Origin of the sequence: Mesorhizobium sp. M0306 (assembly GCF_040321655.1) — a bacterium.
In the GTDB taxonomy this organism is placed as follows: Bacteria; Pseudomonadota; Alphaproteobacteria; order Rhizobiales; family Rhizobiaceae; genus Mesorhizobium.
Genome location: NZ_JAMYRY010000013.1, coordinates 82177 through 99229, shown reverse-complemented (window position 1 = coordinate 99229; position 17053 = coordinate 82177). Strand labels below are relative to the sequence as shown.

The 17053-nt window shown below is 62.3% G+C and carries 19 protein-coding genes and 1 pseudogene; 13 read left to right on the top strand and 7 right to left on the bottom strand.

Annotated features, from left to right (window positions below; genetic code table 11):
• The first annotated feature begins 9 nt into the window (after window positions 1-9).
• The 7 genes from NKI95_RS19170 (at window position 10) to NKI95_RS19140 (ending at window position 6451) form a co-directional block, all read left to right on the top strand.
• A complete protein-coding gene (locus NKI95_RS19170) occupies window positions 10-948 on the top strand; it encodes an ABC transporter substrate-binding protein (RefSeq protein ID WP_352718862.1) in 939 nt (312 codons plus the stop codon).
• 74 nt (window positions 949-1022) lie between these two features.
• A complete protein-coding gene (locus tag NKI95_RS19165; RefSeq protein WP_352718861.1) occupies window positions 1023-1820 on the top strand; it encodes an ATP-binding cassette domain-containing protein in 798 nt (265 codons plus the stop codon).
• The gene (locus NKI95_RS19160) at window positions 1817-2821 is read left to right on the top strand and encodes an ABC transporter permease (RefSeq protein WP_352718860.1); all 1005 of its coding nucleotides are present in this window, start codon (window positions 1817-1819) and stop codon (window positions 2819-2821) included. Before NKI95_RS19165 ends, NKI95_RS19160 begins: the two co-directional genes overlap by 4 nt.
• 4 nt (window positions 2822-2825) lie before the next feature.
• Window positions 2826-3914 (top strand): phosphotriesterase family protein, encoded by a 1089-nt coding sequence (locus tag NKI95_RS19155; protein ID WP_352718859.1) that lies wholly within the window; start codon window positions 2826-2828, stop codon window positions 3912-3914.
• A 27-nt stretch (window positions 3915-3941) separates the two neighbouring features.
• Window positions 3942-4712, top strand: a complete 771-nt coding sequence (locus tag NKI95_RS19150; protein ID WP_352718858.1) for a glutamine amidotransferase — start codon at window positions 3942-3944, stop codon at window positions 4710-4712.
• 3 nt (window positions 4713-4715) lie between these two features.
• Window positions 4716-5624, top strand: a complete 909-nt coding sequence (locus NKI95_RS19145) for a ribokinase (RefSeq protein WP_352718857.1) — start codon at window positions 4716-4718, stop codon at window positions 5622-5624.
• Complete coding sequence (locus NKI95_RS19140; RefSeq protein ID WP_352718856.1) at window positions 5621-6451, top strand: BtpA/SgcQ family protein; 831 nt, start codon at window positions 5621-5623, stop codon at window positions 6449-6451. The genes NKI95_RS19145 and NKI95_RS19140 overlap by 4 nt, the downstream gene beginning before the upstream one ends.
• 44 nt (window positions 6452-6495) lie before the next feature.
• Here the strand turns inward: NKI95_RS19140 and NKI95_RS19135 are convergent, their stop codons facing one another.
• Both NKI95_RS19135 and NKI95_RS19130 read right to left on the bottom strand, forming a co-directional pair.
• Window positions 6496-6882 (bottom strand): type II toxin-antitoxin system VapC family toxin, encoded by a 387-nt coding sequence (locus NKI95_RS19135; protein WP_352718855.1) that lies wholly within the window; start codon window positions 6880-6882, stop codon window positions 6496-6498.
• Window positions 6879-7124 carry a type II toxin-antitoxin system Phd/YefM family antitoxin gene (locus tag NKI95_RS19130; protein WP_352718854.1) on the bottom strand — a complete coding sequence of 82 codons (246 nt, stop codon included), beginning with the start codon at window positions 7122-7124 and terminating at the stop codon, window positions 6879-6881. The genes NKI95_RS19135 and NKI95_RS19130 overlap by 4 nt, the downstream gene beginning before the upstream one ends.
• Before the next feature lie 392 nt (window positions 7125-7516).
• Between NKI95_RS19130 and NKI95_RS19125 the strand changes: the two are divergent.
• Window positions 7517-7608: pseudogene (locus NKI95_RS19125) on the top strand (transposase); the annotation flags it as partial.
• 35 nt (window positions 7609-7643) lie between these two features.
• On the opposite strand, the gene gfa reads toward NKI95_RS19125, so the two are convergent.
• Both gfa and NKI95_RS19115 read right to left on the bottom strand, forming a co-directional pair.
• Window positions 7644-8213: an S-(hydroxymethyl)glutathione synthase gene (gene gfa / locus NKI95_RS19120; protein WP_352718853.1), complete on the bottom strand. Its 570-nt coding sequence runs from the start codon at window positions 8211-8213 to the stop codon at window positions 7644-7646.
• 71 nt (window positions 8214-8284) lie between these two features.
• A complete protein-coding gene (locus tag NKI95_RS19115; RefSeq protein WP_352718852.1) occupies window positions 8285-9412 on the bottom strand; it encodes an S-(hydroxymethyl)glutathione dehydrogenase/class III alcohol dehydrogenase in 1128 nt (375 codons plus the stop codon).
• Window positions 9413-9741: 329 nt separating this feature from the next.
• Between NKI95_RS19115 and NKI95_RS19110 the strand changes: the two genes are divergently transcribed.
• From NKI95_RS19110 to NKI95_RS19090, 5 genes are all read left to right on the top strand, one after another.
• The gene (locus NKI95_RS19110; protein WP_352718851.1) at window positions 9742-10917 is read left to right on the top strand and encodes a lanthanide ABC transporter ABC transporter substrate-binding protein PedA1; all 1176 of its coding nucleotides are present in this window, start codon (window positions 9742-9744) and stop codon (window positions 10915-10917) included.
• A gap of 21 nt (window positions 10918-10938) precedes the next feature.
• The gene (locus NKI95_RS19105; protein WP_352718850.1) at window positions 10939-11910 is read left to right on the top strand and encodes a YVTN family beta-propeller repeat protein; all 972 of its coding nucleotides are present in this window, start codon (window positions 10939-10941) and stop codon (window positions 11908-11910) included.
• A 98-nt stretch (window positions 11911-12008) separates the two neighbouring features.
• A complete protein-coding gene (locus tag NKI95_RS19100) occupies window positions 12009-12797 on the top strand; it encodes a lanthanide ABC transporter ATP-binding protein PedB/LutE (RefSeq protein WP_352718849.1) in 789 nt (262 codons plus the stop codon).
• An 11-nt stretch (window positions 12798-12808) separates the two neighbouring features.
• Entirely contained in the window at window positions 12809-13669 is an 861-nt protein-coding gene (locus tag NKI95_RS19095; protein ID WP_292655027.1) for a lanthanide ABC transporter permease protein PedC, read from the top strand.
• Window positions 13669-14298 carry a hypothetical protein gene (locus tag NKI95_RS19090; RefSeq protein WP_352718848.1) on the top strand — a complete coding sequence of 210 codons (630 nt, stop codon included), beginning with the start codon at window positions 13669-13671 and terminating at the stop codon, window positions 14296-14298. Before NKI95_RS19095 ends, NKI95_RS19090 begins: the two co-directional genes overlap by 1 nt.
• 27 nt (window positions 14299-14325) lie before the next feature.
• Here the strand turns inward: NKI95_RS19090 and NKI95_RS19085 are convergent, their stop codons facing one another.
• From NKI95_RS19085 to fabF, 3 genes are all read right to left on the bottom strand, one after another.
• Window positions 14326-14526 (bottom strand): hypothetical protein, encoded by a 201-nt coding sequence (locus tag NKI95_RS19085; RefSeq protein WP_023678847.1) that lies wholly within the window; start codon window positions 14524-14526, stop codon window positions 14326-14328.
• Window positions 14527-14821: 295 nt separating this feature from the next.
• The gene (locus tag NKI95_RS19080; protein ID WP_352718847.1) at window positions 14822-15637 is read right to left on the bottom strand and encodes an oxidoreductase; all 816 of its coding nucleotides are present in this window, start codon (window positions 15635-15637) and stop codon (window positions 14822-14824) included.
• Between the two features lie 66 nt (window positions 15638-15703).
• Window positions 15704-17008 carry a beta-ketoacyl-ACP synthase II gene (gene fabF, locus NKI95_RS19075; RefSeq protein ID WP_352718846.1) on the bottom strand — a complete coding sequence of 435 codons (1305 nt, stop codon included), beginning with the start codon at window positions 17006-17008 and terminating at the stop codon, window positions 15704-15706.
• Window positions 17009-17053: the final 45 nt, after the last annotated feature.

The window sequence follows — 17053 nt, the reverse complement described above, 5'->3', positions numbered from 1 at the left end:
GGAACCGAAATGCGTCTGTTCAAACTTCTCGCCGGCTGTGCCGCCGCCATTGCCATGGGCTCGGCAGCCATGGGATCGGCGCTTGCCGATACGTTCGCTCTCGTCAACATCAACCAGCAGGCCCTGTTCTTCAACGAGATCAACGAGGGCGCGCAAAAGGCAGCCGACGCCGCCGGCGCCAAGCTGGTCATTTTCAACGCCAACAATGTGCCCAGCGCGCAGAACGACGCGATCGAGAACTACATCACGCAGAAAGTCGACGGCATCATTCTGGTCGCCATCGACGTCAACGGGGTCAAGCCTGCGATCACCGCGGCCAAGGCGGCCGGCATTCCCGTCATAGCCATCGACGCGCAGATCCCCGACGGCGACAATATTTCGTTCATCGGCGTCGATAACACCAAGGCCGGCGAGGACATCGGCAAATTCTACGCCGACTATGTGAAGGCCGAGATGGGCGGCAAGGCCAAGATCGGTATCGTCGGCGCACTCAATTCATTCATCCAGAACCAGCGGCTCGACGGCTTCAAGAAGGCGGTGACCGAAAGCGGCCAGGCCGTCACCTTCCTCGACACGGTCGACGGCCAGAACGTTCAGGAGACCGCGTTGAGCGCTTCGGAAAACCTGATGACCGCCAATCCCGACATGAACTCGCTCTATGCGACCGGCGAGCCGGCCTTGCTCGGCGCAGTTTCGGCTGTGACCAGCCAGGGCCGCACCGGCGACGTCAAGGTGTTCGGCTGGGATCTGACCAAGCAGGCCGTTCAGGGCATCGACGACGGCTGGGTGGTCGCGGTCGTGCAGCAGGATCCGGCCGGCGAAGGCAAGGCCGCGGTCGAAGCGCTGGGCAAGCTCAAGAAGGGCGAGAAAATCGACCCGATCATCAATATCCCGGTGACGATCGTGACCAAGAAGAATGTCGACGAATACCGCTCGATGTTCAAGTAAACTGCGTCGGCGACCGAGCCGCGGCGCTGCCTGAGGCTGCGCTGCGGATCCCTTGCAATCGCGTGGAATCCCAGATGAGCAGTGGCCAGACCTATCGGGTGCGGATGAGCGGCATCTCAAAGCGCTACAACGCCATCCAGACGCTCGATGATGTGTCGCTGACGCTGAAGCCGGGCGAGGTGCTGGGCCTGGTCGGCGACAATGGCGCGGGCAAGTCGACATTGAGCAAGGTGCTGTCGGGGGCTGTGGTTCCCGACGCCGGCACCATCGAGATCGACGGCAAGCCGGTGATCTTCAGCTCGCCGGGGGACGCACGTGCGGCGCGCGTCGAGATGGTCTACCAGGACCTGTCGCTCTGCGACACGGTCGATGTCGCCGGCAATCTGTTTCTCGGCCGTGAGCCGCGCCGCCGCATCGCAGGCATTTCCTTTCTCGACAAGAAGCGCATGCATGACGAGACGCGCCAGATGCTCGATCGGCTCGGCATCGTCATTGCCGACACGCGGCTCAAGGTCGAAAACCTCTCCGGCGGGCAGCGCCAGTCGATCGCAATCGGCCGCGCCGCCTCGTTCGAGCCGGCCGTGCTGATCATGGACGAGCCGACGGCAGCGCTTGCCGTGGCCGAAGTCGAGGCCGTGCTCGAACTGATCCGCGCGGTCAGTGCGCGCGGTGTCAGCGTCATCCTGATCACCCACCGGCTGCAGGATCTGTTCCTCGTCTGCGATCGCATCCAGGTCATGTATGAAGGGCGCAATGTCGCCGAGCGGCTGATCGGCGAGACCAATATCGAAGACGTGGTCAATCTGATCGTCGGCCGCAAGTTCAGTGCGCGTTCCGCCACCAATGGCTATCGCGGTGGAGCGCCGGCATGAGCGACGCGATCCACGCCGCCCAGCCCTCACGGGTGCGCAGGGGCACCTGGCGCGATGCGCTGCTCGCCAATGGCAGCGTCGTCTCGATCGCGCTGTTCTTTCTGGTCGTCTGCATCATCTTCTCGGTTGCGACCGACGCCTTTCTGACGTCGCCCAATCTGTTGAACATCCTGCGGCAGTCGGCGCCGCTGCTGATCGTCGCCGCGGCAATGACTTTCGTCATCACCACTGGCGGCATCGATCTTTCGGTCGGCTCCGTGCTGGCGCTGGTGGCGACGCTGTCGGCGACGCTTTTGCAGTTTGGCCTGCCGTGGCCAGTCGTTGTCCTCGCCATGTTGGCGCTCGGTGCCTTGCTTGGCGCGGTGCAAGGCTATTTCATCGCCTATGAGGGCATCCCGTCCTTCATCGTCACGCTTGCCGGGCTTTCGGTGATCCGTGGCGTGGCGCTGCTGATCACCGGCGGCTATTCCATCCCCATCGAGCCCGGAAGCACTTTCACCGTGCTGGGCCGCGCCTGGTTCCTTGGCGTGCCGGTGCCGGCGCTGATCGCGCTGGCGATCCTGGCCATCGCCTATCTCGCCTTCAACGAGACGCCGTTCGGCCGCTATGTCACCGGCATCGGCGCCAACGCCGAGGCGGTGCGGCGTGCCGGCGTCAACACGCGGCAGACGACCCTCTTCGTCTATGTGATTTCCGCCGCCGCGGCAGCCCTTGCCGGGATCATCATTGCTGCCCGGCTTGGATCGGGATCTTCGAATGCCGGACAGGGTTTCGAGTTGGAAGTCATCGCTGCCGTCGTGCTCGGCGGCACCAGCCTGTTCGGCGGCCGCGGAACGATCATTGGCACGGTGCTCGGCGCGCTGACCGTGGCCGTCATCGGCAACGGCCTGATCCTGGCGCATCTGTCGCCTTTCCTGACGCCGATTGTCACCGGAACGATCATCCTGATCGCCATCTGGCTGAACTTCCGCCTGTTCCGCGGCGCCGTGCGGAGCCGTTGAGCCGATGAGCGGTCTGTTCGATGACGCAGTGCCCGCCCAGCGGCTGGCGATCGGGGTCGACACTGGCCATGTGATGACCGTGCTCGGCCCGGTTCCGGTCGACGACATGGGCATCACGCTGATGCACGAGCACATCTTGCTCGATGGCGCGCGCAGCTGGAAATGCCCCTGCCATCCCGATGACATGGCGATCGCCGAGCAGCCGGTGAACATCGAGATCATCGGCGAGTTGCGCATGAACCCTTACGTCAACCGCGACAACGTTTCGCTCGACGACGCCGACCTGGCGCTGTCGGAGCTGCAGCGCTATCGCGCGCTGGGCGGCCACACCGTCGTCGATGCCACCAATATCGGCATCGGCCGCGATCCCGAAAGGCTCGCCCGCATCAGCCGCATGTCCGGCCTGAAGATCGTCATGGGCACCGGCTTCTATCTCGAACACACCCATCCCGAATGGCTGAGAGCGATGGATGTGGACGCCGTGACCGAGTTCATCGTCAACGATGTCGGCGGCGGCGAGACGCAGCCGCCGATCATGGCCGGGCTGATCGGCGAGGTCGGCGTCAGCAAGGATTTCACCGCCGAGGAGCGCAAGTCGCTGCGAGCTTCGGCGCGCGCCTCGCGCATCACCGGCGTGCCGCTGTCGATCCACCTGCCGGGCTGGGAGCGGCTGGCGCATGAAGTGCTCGATATCGTCGAGGCCGAAGGCGCCGATCTCCGCCACACCGTGCTCTGCCACATGAACCCGAGTCACAACGATCTGGACTATCAGAAGAGCCTCGCCAAGCGCGGCGCGTTCCTCGAATACGACATGATCGGCATGGACTATTATTATGCCGACCAGGACGCGCAATCGCCCTCCGACGAGGAGAACGCACGCGCCATCGCCGCCCTTGTCGAGGCGGGCTTCGGCGACCGCCTGCTGTTGTCGCAGGATGTGTTCCTCAAGATCATGCTCACGCGCTTCGGCGGCTTCGGCTATGGTTATATCTTGAAGCATTTCATACCGCGCCTGAAACGCCACGGCGTCGAGCAGGCGGCCATCGACCGCATGCTGATCGCCAATCCGAAAAGCGTATTCGCGCGGCTCTAAGCGGCCTGGAGTTACACGGGAGTTCAAATGTCCAAGAAGAAGATCCTGCTTGCCGGCGAATCCTGGGTGTCGACCGCGACCCATATCAAGGGTTTCGACCAATTTCCGACCGTTACCTACCACACCGGCGCGGACGAGTTGCTGGGCGCACTGAAGGCGACCGACTTCGATGTCACCTTCATGCCGGCACATGAGGCGCAGCGCGGGTTTCCTCAGACCATGGAGGCGCTGTCTGCCTATGACGCGGTCGTGCTCTCCGACATCGGCGCCAACACGCTGCTGCTGCATCCCGACACCTGGGTCCTCTCCAAGCCGACGCCGAACCGCCTGCGCCTGCTGCGCGATTACGTCGGCGGCGGCGGCGGTCTATTGATGTTCGGCGGCTACTACAGCTTCCAGGGCATCAATGGCGGCGCACGCTACCGCAAGACCCCTGTCGAGGACGTGCTGCCGGTGAATTGCCTGGCCTACGACGACCGCGTCGAGGTTCCCGAAGGTTTTGCGCCTGTGCCGAAACCAGGGTCGAGCCATCCCATCCTCAGGGGCCTCGGCTCGGACTGGCCGATCCTGCTCGGCTTTAACGAGGTGACGCTGAAGGACGATGCGGAAGTTCTGGCCAGCGTGTCGTCGGACTATGGTTCGCTGCCGCTGCTTGTCACCGGCCATTACGGCAAGGGCCGCACCGTGGCCTGGACATCCGATGTCGGGCCGCATTGGCTGCCGCCGCAATTCATCGCCTGGCCAGGCTACAAGACGCTGTTCGAACAGATGCTGGGCTGGGCGACCGGTGAGAGCTGAGCCATGCATGTCCACGTCGTCGGCAATGCCTGCGTCGATACCGTGTTTCGCGTCGGCCGCTTTCCTGCTGCGGGCGAGACTTTGAATGCTGTGAGCTATGCCGACGGGCTCGGCGGCAAGGGCGCCAACCAGGCGGTGGCAGCAGCACGGACTGGTGCAGAGGTGACGTTCTGGACGGCGCTCGGCAAGGACCCCGCTGGCGCATGGATCAGGAGCCGCCTCGACAGCGAGCTGTCCGATCTTAAGGTGAGCGAATTCGAGCTGCCGAGCGACCGCTCGACCATCGTCGTCGATAAAGGCGGAGAGAATTTCATCGTCAGCGGCGTCGCCTGCAGCGAAGCCTTCGATCCGGTTGCGCAGACAGCACTTGTCCGCTGGATCGCGCCCGGCGACATCCTCGTCTGCCAGGGAAATTTGCGGGCTGCCGTGACCAATGCCTGCCTCGGGGCAGCAAGGGAAAACGGCGCGCGCACCGTTCTCAACGCCAGCCCGATCGATGCGATTTCGCTGCCCGATCTCGGCTTGGCGGAGGTTTTGGTGGTCAACCAATCCGAGGCGAAAACCCTGACCGGCCGCGATGATATGACAGCAGCAGCCGGCGCGCTGGTAGCCAAAGGCGCAGGCACCGTCGTCATCACGCTCGGTGCCGCAGGCTGTCTCGTGCTTGGCCCGGGTCATGAAAAGCCGCTTCGTTTGCCGGCGCCGCAGATCGAGGCGCTCGACACCAGCGGCGCCGGCGATGTGTTCTGCGGCTGCCTCGCCGGCGGGCTTGCGCGGGGCATGCCGGTCACCTCGGCGCTGGAGCTTGCGCTCGCGGCCGCCGCAATTGCCGTGACACGGCCGGGCACGCTGGCATCCTGTCCTTCCGCCTCCGAGATGGCGGCGCTCATCGATCAAATGGAGCTCTCATGACCCAGATCGGCCAATCCGGCGGCGACGCGCTTCTACACCTTTTCGGCCGCACCAAGGTGGTGATCGGCGTCGTTCACCTGGCGCCGCTGCCCGGCGCGCCGCGCTATGGCGGCGAGGCCGTGGAAGTGATCTACCAGCGCGGGCTCGATGACGCCAAAGCCTATCTCGACGGCGGCTGCGACGGCGTCATCGTCGAGAACCATGGCGACATCCCCTTCGCCAAGCCTGACGATATCGGGCCGGAGACGGCGGCCTATATGGCGGTCGTCTCCGACCGCATCCGCCGCGAGCTCGGCAGGCCGATCGGCATCAATGTGCTGGCCAATGCCGCGATCCCGGCCTTGGCGATCGCCAGCGCTGCCGGCGCCGGTTTCGTCCGCGTCAATCAATGGGCGAACGCCTATGTCGCCAATGAGGGTTTTGTCGAAGGCGAGTCGGGCCGCGCGGCGCGCTACCGCGCCAGGCTGCGCGCCAACGGCATCCGCATTTTCGCCGACGCGCATGTCAAGCACGGCGCACATGCCATCGTCGCCGATCGCCCGGTCGAGGAACTGGTCAAGGACCTGGTCTTCTTCGACGCCGACGCCATCATCGCCACCGGCCAGCGCACCGGCCACGCCGCGGATTTGGGCTACATAAGCATGATCAAGCAGGCCGCCGGCCTGCCGACGCTGGTCGGAAGCGGTGTCACGGCGGACAACGCCAAGGATATCCTCGCCATTGTCGACGGGGTCATCATCGCCAGCGCGCTGAAGCACGACGGCGTCTGGTGGAACCAAGTCGACTCTGCTCGAGTAAAGGCGTTCATGGGTGGTCTGAAGCGATAGCTGACTTCAACCGCCTAGCCCACCGAGGGCTCGGGTCACCTCCATCAGAGACGACGGACAGGCCCAGGATACTGCGCGACCAGATCGTCGACGGTCAGCAATGTAATGCCTTCCACAATCGATTGAGCAATCAGGATCCGATCGAAGGGGTCCTTGTGGATGGGTGGAAGCCCCTCCACCGCAATGGCATGCTCGCCGGTGATTGGCAGCTCATGATAGCCATTGTCTATCAGGCCCCGACGTAAAAGACGCGCATCGACCCTAAAGTCAGAGCGGCCCAAACTGCATTTGATGGCAATCTCCCAGAGACTTGCAGCGCTGAAGGTCAGGTGGTTGTCGACATTCTCGATCTCAGCAAGGGCGGCGGGCGGGAGCTTTCCGGGCTCGCCCGCCGCCCAGAGCAGAAGATGGGTATCGAGCAGAAGTTTCATGCGTCGCCGCCAAACAGCTTCTCGATTTCCTCATCGGCCATGCGATCAAAATCGTCCGGAACTGAAAACTGCCCGGCCATAAACCCCAAGCGACGCATTTCGCCGGCCGCAGGTGCGTCTATGGCAACGACCTTGACCATCGGCTTGCCGGATTTGGCGATAATGAAAGATTCGCCCTTGGCCGCCCTGTCGATAAGACGAGACAGATGCGTCTTGGCCTCGTGGATATTGACGGTGCGCATTGCGGGCCTCGTGACTTAGTCTATAAAACTTAGTCTAGTTGGGCCCGATCTTCAAGTGTGTATCTCTCGGCGAATAGGATGGGGCGGATCCAATTGCCCATGTCCTCGACCAAAAGCCGTGGCAGATCTTCGTGCAGCCCGCCGGGGCGGAGGCCAATGCTTGTGTGAATCGCTCGCGCGCTCGTGAGCACCACCAGCTTCTTCTGCTCCACAGGGCGGCATTAGCGCCCGGATGTCGAAGCCTGGGGTGATGATGTTGGGCAGATGGGACAGAACAAGGGAGATCTCAATGGTGAGAACTCGTATCAGCTGAGCGCGCTTGGGCACCTCGGCGCAATCGAGGCGATTGAAATAGGGCAATACCTGCAAACTAGGGCCTCGAGGCCTACGCTCTCGGCGTCCGTATCGGCATCACGGCCGTCCTCCACACATGGGCTCCGCGATGACCCACCATCCGCACGTGCACATGATCGTGCCGGGCGGCGTCGCCCGGCTCGATCGATGATAGTCGAGCGGCTACTAGGCCGGCAACGCGCCCGACTTCTTCGCGGTCCAGGTGGCGATAAAATCCATCAGGCCGGGATTGAGGCAATCGTAGGGTTCGAGCCCGATCGACTTCAGCTGTGACCTTATACCGTCCATGCGGCTCGGATCGACACCCGATTCGATGATCGACGAGACAAAGGCGGTGAAGCCCGGCGGCGACCAGCCGTCTTCCTGGAAGCGTTCCGGATGGATGAACGACAGCCCCTTGAAAGCGTGGTCGCGCTCGACCGGGCCGTGCATATGAACGCCGCAGCCGGTGCAGGCATGGCGCAGGATCAGCGCGCCCGGATCGACGATCTTCAGCTTGTCGCCGTTTTCGGTCACCGTCACGTCGCCCGTACCGGCAACTGCGACGACCGAGAACAATGCGCCTTCCGGCTTCCAGCATTTGGTGCAGCCGCAGGCATGGTTGTGGGCGATCTGGCCCTTGACCTTCACCTTGACCGGGTTGCTGGTGCAGGCGCAGACCAGCGTCCCGCCGGCAAAATCGGCCTTTTGCCTGGGCAGTCCATTGTCGATCTTAGGATGCAGTTTTTCCGGCATTTTTGTTTCCTCCCTTGTTGAACATCTGCATTTTTCGGCCTCTGGCTGGCTAGCCGGCGGCTTTCTCCTCGTCAGTAAACCACCACGCTCCTGATCGACTTGCCTTCATGCATCAGGTCAAAACCCTTGTTGATGTCCTCGAGCTTCAGTGTGTGGGTGATCATCGGATCGATCTCGATCTTGCCGGCCATGTACCAGTCGACGATCTTCGGCACGTCGGTGCGGCCGCGCGCGCCGCCGAAGGCGGTGCCCATCCAGGTGCGCCCGGTGACCAGCTGGAACGGCCGCGTCGAGATCTCCTGGCCGGCGCCGGCAACGCCGATGATGACCGACTTGCCCCAGCCGCGGTGGGACGATTCAAGCGCCTGCCGCATGACTTTGGTGTTGCCGGTGCAGTCGAACGTGTAGTCGGCGCCGCCGATCTGGTCGGCGCCGCGCTTGGTCATGTTGACGAGATGAGCCACGATATCGCCGTCGATCTCCTTCGGATTGACGAAATGCGTCATGCCGAATTTCTCGCCCCATTCCTTCTTGTCGTTGTTCAGATCGACGCCGATGATCATGTCGGCGCCGGCCAGGCGCAATCCCTGGATGACGTTGAGGCCGATGCCGCCGAGGCCGAAGACGACGGCCGTCGCGCCTTGCTCGACCTTGGCCGTGTTGATCACAGCACCGATGCCGGTGGTGACGCCGCAGCCGATGTAGCAGATCTTGTCGAACGGGGCGTCGGCATTGACCTTGGCCACCGCGATCTCGGGCAGCACGGTGAAATTGGAGAAGGTCGAGCAGCCCATATAGTGGAACAGCTTGTCCTTGCCGATCGAGAAGCGCGAGGTGCCGTCGGGCATCAAGCCCTGTCCCTGCGTGGCGCGGATCGCGGTGCACAGGTTGGTCTTGCGCGACAGGCAGGACGGGCACTGCCGGCATTCCGGCGTGTAAAGCGGGATGACATGGTCGCCCTTCTTGACCGAGGTGACGCCCTTGCCGACGTCGACGACGATGCCGGCGCCCTCATGGCCAAGGATCGCCGGAAACAGGCCTTCCGGGTCGGCGCCCGACAGCGTGAACTCGTCGGTGTGGCAGATGCCGGTTGCCTTGATCTCGACCAGCACCTCGCCATCACGGGGACCTTCGAGGTCGACCTCCATGATCTCCAGCGGCTTTCCGGCGGCAACGGCGACAGCGGCGCGCGTTTTCATCAGGCAATCCTCCCAAGACAACCCATAGAGTTTCACATTCCGGCATTGCTGCGGATGATCTCGGAGTCGAAGACCGCAACACGCTCATTCACCGCCGTATCTCCGCAAAAAGCCATAGGACTAAAGCAGACACGTAAGTCCACTTGCAGGCTTTGATAAATCTTGTGGGGTCCGCTAAGCTCATTGTGGGCACCTTGAATTCGCGCTGGTCCGGGAACAATCGGACTTTAGTGCAAGAATGGGCAGTTTTATCGATGACGAGCGCGGTGCCAGGCACTCTCGCGGCCTTTTTGTGCTTTTTTTTCCAGACCGCCAACGTTGCGGACGTGATGGTCCAGGAAGCGACGGGCAAGCAACCGGTCGCAACCCACAGGCCGGAAAGAAAGATAACCGAAATCAGAATAGGCTATTTGCGGGCCTACGCGCCGCAACTGGCGCTTTCGCTGCTGGACCTGCCGCCACGCGACGAAGGTGTTGCCGGCGCCAATGTGGCGATCGGCGACAACAATACGACAGGAAAGTTCCTCAGCCAGAAATTCAGCCTCGACATAGCCGAGGTCAAGCCGGACGCCGACGCGGTTCAGGCGTTCAACGATCTGATTGCCAAAGGTGACCGCTATGTTGTCGCGGACCTCTCGGCCAGGCAATTGCTGTCGATCGCCGACATCGCCCGCGACAAGGGCGTTCTGGTCTTCAATGTCGGTGCCACTGACGACAGCCTGCGCGAGGAAGACTGCCGCATAAACATTTTCCATGTGGCGCCGACGCGAAGCATGCTGGCCGACGCGCTGGCGCAGTATCTCGTAGTAAAGAAATGGCCGAATTGGGTGCTGCTCTACGGTTCGCATGAGCGGGATCATCTCTATGCGGCCGCGCTGCGCCGCGCGGCGGCTCGCTTCGGCGGTCAGATCGTCGCCGAGAAGGAATTCAAAGACACTGGCACGGCGCGCCGCACCGACACCGGCGCTACGCAGATACAGCAGCAGATTTCCGTGTTCACGCAGGATCTGCCGGAGCATGACGTGGTGCTTGTCGCCGATGAGAGCGAGGTGTTCGGAACCTATGTGCCCTACCGCACCTGGACACCGCGGCTGGTCGCTGGCACGGCCGGTCTTGTCGCATCGTCCTGGCATCCCGCGAGCGAGCAATGGGGTGGCATTCAAATGCAGAGCCGTTTCCTGAGGACGACCGGCCGGCGAATGCTGTCCAAGGATATGTCGGCCTGGACGGCGGTGCGGGCGGTGGGCGAAGCCAGCACGCGGACCAATGGCGACGATCCGAAGAAGATCAGCGACTACATCCGCTCGGACGATTTCTCGGTCGCTGCCTTCAAGGGACAGAAGCTGACCTTCCGCAAGTGGAACCATCAGCTTCGCCAGCCAATCCTGCTCGGCGACACCGAATCGGTGGTCTCGACATCGCCACAGGAGGGTTATCTCCACCAAATCTCCGAGCTCGATACGCTCGGCGTCGATCAGCCGGAAACGAAATGCGTCCTTAAGTAGAACCAATCGGGAGGAATTTTCGTGCAGAGACGAGCTTGCGCACTCGCCATTCTCGCAATCGGCTTCATGGCCAATCCGGCGTGGGCTTACACCGTTTATGTCTCCAACGAGAAAGACAATACGATAACGGTCGTCGACACGGCGACGATGCAAGTGGTGAAGACCGTCGAAGTCGGCCAGAGGCCGCGCGGTATCACCATCTCGCATGACGGCAAGTTCATCTATTTGTGCGCCAGCGATGACGATACGATCGAAATCATCGATACCGCGACGCTGCAGATCGTTGGCACGCTGCCATCGGGCCCCGATCCCGAACTGTTCGTTCTTTCGCCCGACGGCAAGACGCTCTACGTCGCCAACGAGGACGACAATCTCGTCACCGCGATCAACATCGAGAGCAAGCAGGTCATGACCGAGATTCCCGTTGGGGTGGAGCCTGAAGGCATGGCCGTCAGTCCCGATGGCAAAACCATGGTCAACACCTCCGAAACCACCAGCATGGCGCATTTCATCGATACCGACAGCCATGAGGTGACCGACAATGTCCTGGTCGACACGCGTCCACGCTTTGCGCAATTCAAGCCCGACGGATCACAGATCTGGGTCAGTGCCGAAATCGGCGGCACCGTCAGCGTCATCGACAGTCTCAAACGCGAGGTGGTGAAGAAGATCCAGTTCGCGATTGCGGGACTGCGGCCCGAAACCATCCAGCCGGTCGGCATCGCAATCAGCGCCGACGGCAAGAAGGCCTATGTCGCGCTCGGCCCAGCCAACCACGTCGCCGTTATCAATACCGAAACCTACGAGGTGGAAAGATACATCCTGGTCGGCCAGCGCGTCTGGCATCTCGACTTCACCCCCGATCAGAAGACGCTGATCACCACCAACGGCAATTCCAACGACATCACCTTCATCGACACGGCGACCGACGAGCCGGTTCAATCGGTCACGGTGGGCCAGCAGCCTTGGGGCGTGGCCATATCGCCCCGTTAGACCGCAGCGATTATCAGGGAGGCCGGCATGATGAATATTTGCCGCGGGGATGCTGCAAGTGCACTAGATAACCAGCGCGCCCCGAAGGAGCCAGCGGCATGCAACATGTGAGGACAGGCGGACCTGGAGAGGAGGTGGCGGCGCTCGATCTTGCCGGTATCAGCCATTCCTATGGTCCGAAGCGGGCGCTCCACGACGTCTCATTCTCGATCGCGCCGGGAACTTTCACCGTTCTGCTCGGCCTCAACGGCGCCGGCAAGACAACTTTGTTCTCACTGATCAGCCATCTTTACGGCACTCGCCGCGGATCGATCCGCATCTTCGGCCATGATGTCAGCCGCGCTTCGGGCGAAGCGCTCAGACGTGTCGGCATCGTGTTCCAGGCACGCACGCTCGACCTCGACCTCAGCGTCCACCAGAACCTCTCCTACCACGCCTCGCTGCATGGCATTGGCGGACACCAAGCCCGGCAGCGCATTGCCGCGCTGCTGGACATAGTCAACATGCAGGGCCGTCAGCATGACAAGGCACGCAGTCTTTCCGGCGGCCAAATGCGGCGCATCGAGATCGCGCGGGCGCTGCTCCACCGCCCTTCCCTGCTTTTGCTCGACGAGGCGACGGTCGGTCTCGACATCCAGTCGCGTGCGGGCATTTTGGCCACCATCCGCAAGCTCGTCGAAACCGAGGGCATCGGCGTGCTGTGGGCGACGCATCTGATCGATGAGGTCGAAGCCGGCGACCATGTCGTCGTGCTGCGGCAGGGCGACCTGGTTGCCAAGGGTAAGGTGGCCGATGTCGTTGCGACGAGCGGTGCCAGTTCGATCCGCGACGCCTTTTCCAGGCTCAACCGCATCGAAACAAGCGGCATCGCGGAGATGGCGCCATGAGCGCTCCCGCAATGCCCGCAAAAGTCGCCGCCCTCACGCCGGTGAAGTTCGAACAATTTGGGCTCCGCCACTACCTCATTTGCCTCAAAGGGATCGTCGTGCGGGAGTGCCTGCGCTTCCTGCACCAACGCGAGCGCTTCATATCCTCGCTGGTTCGGCCGCTCGTCTGGCTGTTCATTTTTGCCGCCGGATTCCGGCAGGTGCTCGGTGTATCGATCATCCCGCCCTACAAGACCTACGTGCTCTACGAGGTCTACATCACGCCGGGCCTGTGCGGCATGATTCTGCTGTTTTCGGGCATGCAGTCTTCGCTGTCGATGGTCTATGACCGCGAAATGGGCAACATGCGCACCCTGCTGGTCAGCCCCTTCCCGCGTTGGTTTTTACTGATCTCGAAGATGCTCGCCGGTGTCGCCGTGTCGATCGCGCAGGTTTACGCGTTCCTGATCGTTGCTTGGTTCTGGGGCGTCAAGGCGCCGCCGCTCGGCTATCTCACAGTACTGCCGGCGCTGTTCCTGTCAGGCATGATGCTGTGCGCGCTCGGCATGCTTTTGTCCTCGATGATCAAGCAGCTCGAAAACTTCGCCGGCATCATGAACTTCGTCATCTTTCCCGGCTATTTCGCTTCTCCGGCACTCTATCCCTTGTGGCGTATCCAGGAGGCTAGCCCCCTGCTCTACAAAATCTGCCTCGCCAATCCGTTTACTTACGCTGTCGAACTGATCCGCTTCGCCTTCTACGGCCAGGTTGAGTGGCTGTCGCTGGGCGTCGTTGCCGGCTGCACGCTGCTGTTCCTTGCCGCCGCCATCATCGCCTACGACCCTTCGCGCGGCCTGATGACCCGCAAACAGGACACGGGAGGAAATGCCTGATGGCACGAATGAGCCTTGTTCGCGGACTGGCTCTGGTTGCCATGCTCGCGCCGGGCGTCGACGCCATGGCAGCCAACCCCGATCCAGACTGGCCCTGCATACAGCGCAAGGTGCCGCAACTCTCGCTCGGCCAGATCTGGAGCGGACCGGACCTTCCTTCAGCGGCGAAGGACTGGTCGAAGGACCCCACCATCTCCGCCCTGGTCGAGGAGCTGGCAGCTCGCCGGATGCCGATTGCGGAAGCTCAAAAGAAGATCAAGGATTTCGCCTCCTCCTTGCCGGCCGAGCAACTTGCACCCAAAATGGCGATGCTGGTGCAAGGCATGTTCGATCACATGGACGCCGAGCGCTCGCAGGTGATCTCCGGCATTTCCCGTTACGCCCACAAGCAACTCGAAATGGCCGCCGCGTTGCGCAAGGAAGCGTCCGATGTCGATGCGTTGCGGGCAAAGCCGGATGCAGATCCCGAAGAGATCGATCGGCGAACCGAACAGCTGAAATTCGCAACGCGAATTTTCAATGAACGCGTCCAATCACTGACTTACGTCTGTGAAGTGCCGACGATAATCGAGCAGCGGCTCTATCAATTGTCCAAGGTCGTCTCGGAAACGCTCGCCGCGAAGAAGTAGGACCTCATTCGATCTTTGCGGCGGATATCACGATCCACGGCCGGGCAGCACGCGCCAGCGCTGAACGAAATAACCGGGATGCGTCTCGATCCACTGGGCTACCAGCGATTGCGCCTGCATGAAGGCGGTCCCGGGATTCATCGCCAGGCCGTCCACCATCTGTTCGCGTTGTTCACAGGTCTGCGGCACATCCGTCAGGCAGACCATCATAACGAGCGTGTAAAGCATTACCCCTTGTCCCCCTCGAATCCCGAACCCCATGCGCGGGAGTTTCCGTGATACCGACCAGTCTGCAGGGGTCGCACATACGGATCGCTTACGGGTGTGAAAAGAACGTGGCCCCCGCTCTTTCGCGCCGCAATATAACATGGCGCTAATCTAACGCCAACGACCGCAGGGCTCAGTCGCGGACGCTGGCGCATCGAAGATGCGCGTCCGGCTGTGCCAGTGCCGAAAAATGTGAACTCCTGGAACGCGCTCGCGCACGGGTTCGAGCGAAACAGGAATATCATTGTTGTCGACCTCAGACCGGCAGGCCGTTCTGCTTTCGCAGGCTCTTGTCGAAAGCGGATGCGGGGACGAAACGGCGCAGGAAACTAACCTGGCGCGCCATTTTTCCAGCCGCATAGCGCCTCTTGGGAGCGGGATCGATCGCAGCCGCCAAAACGGTCCTGGCCACCACTTCGGGCGCATCGCCTTTTTCCATCGCTTTCCGCACAGCTGCATTCATGCCAGCGCGCGCGGAGTCATAGATATCAAGCAACTGATCCGGCCTGGCGAGATTTTCTTCAAATGAGGTGCGGGTATAGGCGGGCTCCACCAACACGACGCGAATTCCGAAAGTACGCAGTTCGTGGTCGAGCGATTCGGAATAGCCCTCAACGGCATGCTTGGTCGACGAATAAAGCGCGAAATAGGGAGCTGGAATGAACCCCTGCACCGAGCTCAAATTGACGATTCTGCCCTTGCCTTGACGGCGCATTGTCGGCAACACCGCTTTGGTTACTCGCATAACGCCAAAGACGTTCACGTCAAATAGCGACTTGGCCTGGGCCATCGAGGACTCCTCCGCGCCACCAAGCAGGCCAACGCCGGCATTGTTGACGAGCAGGTCGATGCGCCCGGTCTCGGCCAGCACGTCCTGGACAAGTTTCGCCACGGACGTGTCATCGGTCACGTCGCAGGCCAGCATGGTAACGCCGTCGGATCGGTCGGCGACCGCGCGACGGCTGGTTCCGAACACGCGAAAGCCCGCGTTCTGCAGGGCTTTGGCCGTCGTGTGCCCGATGCCGCTGGATGCCCCGGTCACCAGGGCGACGCCCAGATTGGTCTTGTTCATGGAGGTCACTTCTTTCTTCGTTTTGGATTGGCGTGGGAGAAGCACGAAAGGTCGGAGCGAAAGGCGTCAATCATGAGCGCCTCCGGTACTCGCGCCGGCCAGATCATCCGTCCAGCGCCGGAACAGCGCGCTGGCATTAACGCCTCCGAAGCCGAAGCCATTGGAGATTGCATAGCCCAACGCCATCGGCCGGGCCCGGTTTGCGACGAAGTCGATCCCGTCGCCGGCCGGATCGGGAGCGCTCAGATTGAGGGTCGGCGGTGCCATCTGATCCCTGAGCGCCAGGATTGCGAAGATTGCTCCGAGCCCGCCGGCGGCTCCGAGCAGGTGTCCGGTCGCCGATTTCGTTGCACTGACGGCTATCGCGAAATCGCGCCCGAACACGCTCTTGATCGCTTCGATCTCACCCAGATCGCCTACCGGCGTGGAGGTCGCATGGGCATTGAGATGACGAACCTCGCGGGGCGAAATCCCTGCTTGGGCGATTGCGATCTCCATGGCCCGGCGCGCACCGTCGCCGTCCTCGGGACCGGAGGTGACGTGATGAGCATCCGCCGTCGTGCCGTAGCCGACAAGCTCGGCCAGCGGTCTTGCGCCGCGCGCCAGCGCGTGGCTCAATTCCTCGATGACCAGCATGCCGGCTCCTTCGCCCATGACGAAGCCGTCCCGCGACTTGTCGAACGGTCGGGAGGCCTCATCAGGACGGTGATTAAAGGAGGTCGAAAGAGAGCGTGCCGCGGCAAACCCACCGAGGCTGACAAGATTCATGCATGCTTCCGTCCCGCCGCACACGGCAATATCGGCTTCATTGGCGCGGATTAGGCGAGCCGCATCGCCGATCGCCTGAATGCCGGCCGCGCACGCCGTCACCGGTGCACCGAGCGGACCTTTGAAGCCATAGCGGATCGAGACGTGGCCTGCCGCGAGGTTCACCAGGAAGGACGGCACCGTAAAAGGTGATAGACGGCGGACGCCGCGCCGGTCGACCGTGCGCACCGCCTCGGTTATGGCCGGGAACCCGCCGACGCCCGAAGCGATGATCGTGGCCGTGCGCAAGCGATCCACTTCCGAGGCGGGGGCCCATCTTGCTTGGGCGAGCGCCTCTTGTGCCGCCGCCAGCGCAAAGAGAATGAACCGGTCTACCTTGCGCTGATCCTTCAGCGGAAGGACCGCTTCCGGATCGAAACCAGCGTCCGGATCTTCTTCTGTGGAGGGCACCACCCCGCCGACCTTCGCCGGCAGGTCGCCCACCACATTGTCGGGAAGCCTCCGGATGCCCGAGCGGCCGGCCAGGAGACGCGACCAGGACGTTTCAACATCGGCAGCAAGGGGCGTGACCGCTCCCATGCCCGTAACAACAATCCGTCGCATCTATTTTCCTATCAGTTTGGGCGCGCCGCCGGCGCCGCGACGCCG

Bases quoted from the DNA above. Each gene is read 5' to 3' on its own strand.
- NKI95_RS19160 (WP_352718860.1), top strand. From the start codon at position 1,817: ATGAGCGACGCGATCCACGCCGCCCAGCCCTCACGGGTGCGCAGGGGC.
- NKI95_RS19130 (WP_352718854.1), bottom strand. From the start codon at position 7,124: ATGCGCACCGTCAATATCCACGAGGCCAAGACGCATCTGTCTCGTCTT.
- NKI95_RS19090 (WP_352718848.1), top strand. From the start codon at position 13,669: ATGGCACGAATGAGCCTTGTTCGCGGACTGGCTCTGGTTGCCATGCTC.
- NKI95_RS19150 (WP_352718858.1), top strand. From the start codon at position 3,942: ATGTCCAAGAAGAAGATCCTGCTTGCCGGCGAATCCTGGGTGTCGACC.
- NKI95_RS19085 (WP_023678847.1), bottom strand. From the start codon at position 14,526: ATGCTTTACACGCTCGTTATGATGGTCTGCCTGACGGATGTGCCGCAG.
- fabF (WP_352718846.1), bottom strand. From the start codon at position 17,008: ATGCGACGGATTGTTGTTACGGGCATGGGAGCGGTCACGCCCCTTGCT.
- NKI95_RS19100 (WP_352718849.1), top strand. From the start codon at position 12,009: ATGCAACATGTGAGGACAGGCGGACCTGGAGAGGAGGTGGCGGCGCTC.
- gfa (WP_352718853.1), bottom strand. From the start codon at position 8,213: ATGCCGGAAAAACTGCATCCTAAGATCGACAATGGACTGCCCAGGCAA.
- NKI95_RS19165 (WP_352718861.1), top strand. From the start codon at position 1,023: ATGAGCAGTGGCCAGACCTATCGGGTGCGGATGAGCGGCATCTCAAAG.
- NKI95_RS19140 (WP_352718856.1), top strand. From the start codon at position 5,621: ATGACCCAGATCGGCCAATCCGGCGGCGACGCGCTTCTACACCTTTTC.
- NKI95_RS19135 (WP_352718855.1), bottom strand. From the start codon at position 6,882: ATGAAACTTCTGCTCGATACCCATCTTCTGCTCTGGGCGGCGGGCGAG.
- NKI95_RS19080 (WP_352718847.1), bottom strand. From the start codon at position 15,637: ATGAACAAGACCAATCTGGGCGTCGCCCTGGTGACCGGGGCATCCAGC.
- NKI95_RS19115 (WP_352718852.1), bottom strand. From the start codon at position 9,412: ATGAAAACGCGCGCCGCTGTCGCCGTTGCCGCCGGAAAGCCGCTGGAG.
- NKI95_RS19095 (WP_292655027.1), top strand. From the start codon at position 12,809: ATGCCCGCAAAAGTCGCCGCCCTCACGCCGGTGAAGTTCGAACAATTT.
- NKI95_RS19110 (WP_352718851.1), top strand. From the start codon at position 9,742: ATGGTCCAGGAAGCGACGGGCAAGCAACCGGTCGCAACCCACAGGCCG.
- NKI95_RS19170 (WP_352718862.1), top strand. From the start codon at position 10: ATGCGTCTGTTCAAACTTCTCGCCGGCTGTGCCGCCGCCATTGCCATG.
- NKI95_RS19155 (WP_352718859.1), top strand. From the start codon at position 2,826: ATGAGCGGTCTGTTCGATGACGCAGTGCCCGCCCAGCGGCTGGCGATC.
- NKI95_RS19145 (WP_352718857.1), top strand. From the start codon at position 4,716: ATGCATGTCCACGTCGTCGGCAATGCCTGCGTCGATACCGTGTTTCGC.